Source organism: Thermoactinomyces mirandus (assembly GCF_013868055.1).
Taxonomy (GTDB): domain Bacteria; phylum Bacillota; class Bacilli; order Thermoactinomycetales; family Thermoactinomycetaceae; genus Thermoactinomyces; species Thermoactinomyces mirandus.
The window spans coordinates 1-3,066 of record NZ_JACEOL010000082.1 but is presented as its reverse complement, the minus strand read 5'-3'; the positions used below and the strand labels follow the sequence as shown (position 1 = coordinate 3,066).

General features: G+C 42.8%; 5 protein-coding genes and 1 pseudogene. 4 read left to right on the top strand and 2 right to left on the bottom strand.

Annotated features, from left to right (window positions below; genetic code table 11):
* The 4 genes from H2C83_RS17965 to H2C83_RS17030 form a co-directional block, all read left to right on the top strand.
* Positions 1 to 441: RHS repeat domain-containing protein (locus H2C83_RS17965; protein ID WP_246333994.1), on the top strand; the 441-nt coding region annotated here is incomplete at its 5' end.
* Positions 395 to 1,117: an RHS repeat-associated core domain-containing protein gene (locus tag H2C83_RS17960; RefSeq protein ID WP_246333993.1), complete on the top strand. Its 723-nt coding sequence runs from the start codon at positions 395 to 397 to the stop codon at positions 1,115 to 1,117. The genes H2C83_RS17965 and H2C83_RS17960, both read left to right, overlap by 47 nt.
* Positions 1,118 to 1,550: 433 nt before the next feature.
* The gene (locus tag H2C83_RS17035; RefSeq protein ID WP_220184254.1) at positions 1,551 to 1,838 is read left to right on the top strand and encodes a transposase; all 288 of its coding nucleotides are present in this window, start codon (positions 1,551 to 1,553) and stop codon (positions 1,836 to 1,838) included.
* Positions 1,823 to 2,236, top strand: a complete 414-nt coding sequence (locus H2C83_RS17030) for an IS3 family transposase (protein ID WP_220184253.1) — start codon at positions 1,823 to 1,825, stop codon at positions 2,234 to 2,236. Before H2C83_RS17035 ends, H2C83_RS17030 begins: the two co-directional genes overlap by 16 nt.
* A 39-nt stretch (positions 2,237 to 2,275) precedes the next feature.
* Here the strand turns inward: H2C83_RS17030 and H2C83_RS18275 are convergent.
* Positions 2,276 to 2,578, bottom strand: a pseudogene (locus H2C83_RS18275) (IS3 family transposase); the annotation flags it as partial.
* 229 nt (positions 2,579 to 2,807) lie between these two features.
* A complete protein-coding gene (locus H2C83_RS18650; RefSeq protein ID WP_181742362.1) occupies positions 2,808 to 3,014 on the bottom strand; it encodes a transposase in 207 nt (68 codons plus the stop codon).
* Positions 3,015 to 3,066: the final 52 nt, after the last annotated feature.

Genomic DNA, 3,066 nt, shown 5'->3' with positions numbered 1-3,066 from the left:
CAATCCACCACCTATGACTACGACGAGTTGGATCAACTTGTAAAAGAAACGGCACCTGACGGAACCATTACGGAGTATACCTACGGTGCGGCAGGGAACCGGACCCCGAAAAAAGTGACCAGAGACGGCACCACGATCACCAACACGTATACCTATGACGATGCCGACCAACTGACAGCCGTCAACGGACAAGCATATACCTATGATGAAAACGGGAACCTGACAAACGACGGAAGCAAAACCTACGCCTACGATGCCGAAAACCGCCTGACCCAGGTACAGTCGGGATCAGAAACCGTCCAATTCGCCTACCGGGCCGACAGTATGCGCACCCGCATGACCACCAATGCCGGAACCACGTATTTCCAATATGACGAGAATAAAAATGTTTCCATTGAAACCAACGCCTCCGGCCAAGTCATCGCCAGCTTATACCTTTGATGGAGAGAATCGGCCCGTCAGCATGACCAAAGACGGACAAACCTACTACTTCCAACTGAATGGCCAGGGCGATGTCATCGCGCTTACCGATGCCAATGGAAATGTGGTCGCCACTTATTGCTACGATGCCTATGGTCGGATCACAGCGCATACAGGTACGATCCAGAGCCCCTATCTCTACCGGGGATACCGTTACGACTGGGAAACGGGATTGTATTACCTGCAAAGCCGGTATTACAATCCGGAGACGGGAAGGTTCTTGACGAGGGATACGTTTGAGGGGTTTGAGAATGAACCGTTGAGCTGGAATAAGTATATCTACACGAAAAACGCCCCAGTTAACAATGTAGATCCAAATGGGAAAGGAATAAGAAACAGGTACGCAGCAATCATTATTGACATAATAATTGCTGCTTGGGGTGGCTGGCAGGCTTATCTGGCAAGAAAAGCGTACAAACGGTTTTTAAGAAAAGCTTATTATCGTCTTACAAGAACAATTGCCCATAGATATGCAAAAAAGAAATATTCACGTGTTACTATAATTATGGGAATGTTTTTCCATGTTGCATTAGCGATATCAGGCAATAGTGTAGGTCAAATAATGGTGAAAGTAATTGACAGATATGTAGACCCTCGTCTGGGGTACAGGAGGAACAATGGAAGGATTTTTGGCTGATTTTTCAATAGTATGAGTTGCTTAATTTATTAACCTTAGTAATGGTTCCCCCCTAACTGAATTGGATATCATCAGAATGATGCTCAATTTAAGTTGGGGGGATTTTCTGGTTTAAATATTACGTCTGGGATCCAAATCAAAAGTAGAAGGTAAATAAAAAAAATTCAATTTGAAATGAGCTGATATCGAATGGATTGGAATCCAGTGGTGAAAATAGGTTTTATTTTGATAATAACGTCTTTTATAATGACCCCATAATCTTCCAGACAAAGTTTAAGTTATAATGGAGTAAACCCTTAATTCCTTTTCTATACATCTATTCAAAATGTATCCGTTCTAAATGCCTGGTTCATTTTTCAAAATTGGAGAAAACGAGAGATTGAGTGAGAAAAACTTAATTTATTGAGGGAGGAAGAAGAAAGGGGTCGTTTTAATGGGAAGGAGAAAACGGACAGCTAAACAAAAAATGGAGATTGTGTTAGCTGGAATGAGACCAGGAGCAAATATCTCTGCTGTATGCAGAGAATACAAAATATTGCAACCGCAATATTACAAATGGCGAGAGTCCTTTATTCAAGGTGGATTATCCGCCTTGTCCAGTGGTTCATCCAATAAAGAAGGGGAACTGGAAAAAGAGCTGAAAGAAGCGAAGGCTCTGATTGGTGAGCAAGCCATGCAAATTGAGATTCTCCGAAAAAAGACGAATTGGGGTCGAAGGTAAGCATTCGAGAGCTCGTGCAAACCTTGGTAGAAGAAGGGTATTCGATCCCACAAATTACGAAGGCCCTTCGTATAAACCGCACCTATGGATACGAGCTGATCAAAGAGAAAGCGCCAAAAAAGCGTGTACAGAATGACGAAGCGTCGCTTCGTCAAAAGATTCAAGAACTTTGCGGAATGTTCCCAACCAATGAATATCGTCGGATTCGTGTGTGGCTACAGAAAAAGTATGGTATCCATGTAAATCATAAAAGAGTGTACCGAATCATGAAAGAGCTTGGTTTGTTAAAACATAACGTCGGCTGGTCATTTGGCAGCCATTATCACTTCGTATGCTTAGCCCTTTGCCTTTTACTCCTTCAGGAAAACGGTAATTCAAGGATTGGTTTACAGCCATAAGAAGTTCTTCGGTTCTGCAGAACCGGGAGAAAGAATAGCCTACGACTTCTCTGTCAAATGCATCGATCGCCGCAAAAAATACCCCCAGCCATCTCTGCCACACCAGACTTTTGTCATATCCACTTGAAAGTGCTCATTGGAACGAGTAACGGGTATTTTTCCTCGTTGCTTTTTTCGTTTGGCTTCAAAATGCTTCGTCTTAACTAATACATTCAACTCCTTCATTATTCGGTAAACACGTTTGCCATTAACCTGGAGTTGAAATCGCTTTTTTAGACATACTCGAATACGACGATATCCGTTCGTAGGAAACTCGCCACACAACTCTAAAATCTTTTGACGAAGCGATGCTTCGTCTGTCTTTTCCCGCTTCTTAGGTTGTTCTTGCTTAAGTAAGGCTTATCCATAGGTACGGTTGATTTGAAGGGCATGAGTAATTTATGGGACCGAATACCCTTCATCTACCAAGGTCTGTACCAACTTTCTTGAACTTACCTTCGGCCCCAATTGGTCTTTTTTCTAAGGATCTCAATCTGCATTGCTTGTTCACCAAGCAATGTCTTGGCTTCTTTCAATTCTTTCTCCATACTTGTTCTCGCTTGGATGGACTTGTTGCCAGGGCGGAAAGCCCTCCTTGAAGAAACGCCTCTTTCCACTTGTAATATTGGGGTTGTAATATTCCATATTCTCTACATACAGCAGAGATGTTAGCTCCTGGTGTCATCCCAGCCAATATAATCTCCATTTTCTGTTCAGCCGTCCATTTTCTTCTCCCCATAAAAACGCCCCTTTCGCCCTCCTAATTATAACTTAGTACTACAGTTGTAATT

Bases quoted from the DNA above. Each gene is read 5' to 3' on its own strand.
- H2C83_RS17035 (WP_220184254.1), top strand. From the start codon at position 1,551: ATGGGAAGGAGAAAACGGACAGCTAAACAAAAAATGGAGATTGTGTTA.
- H2C83_RS18650 (WP_181742362.1), bottom strand. From the start codon at position 3,014: ATGGGGAGAAGAAAATGGACGGCTGAACAGAAAATGGAGATTATATTG.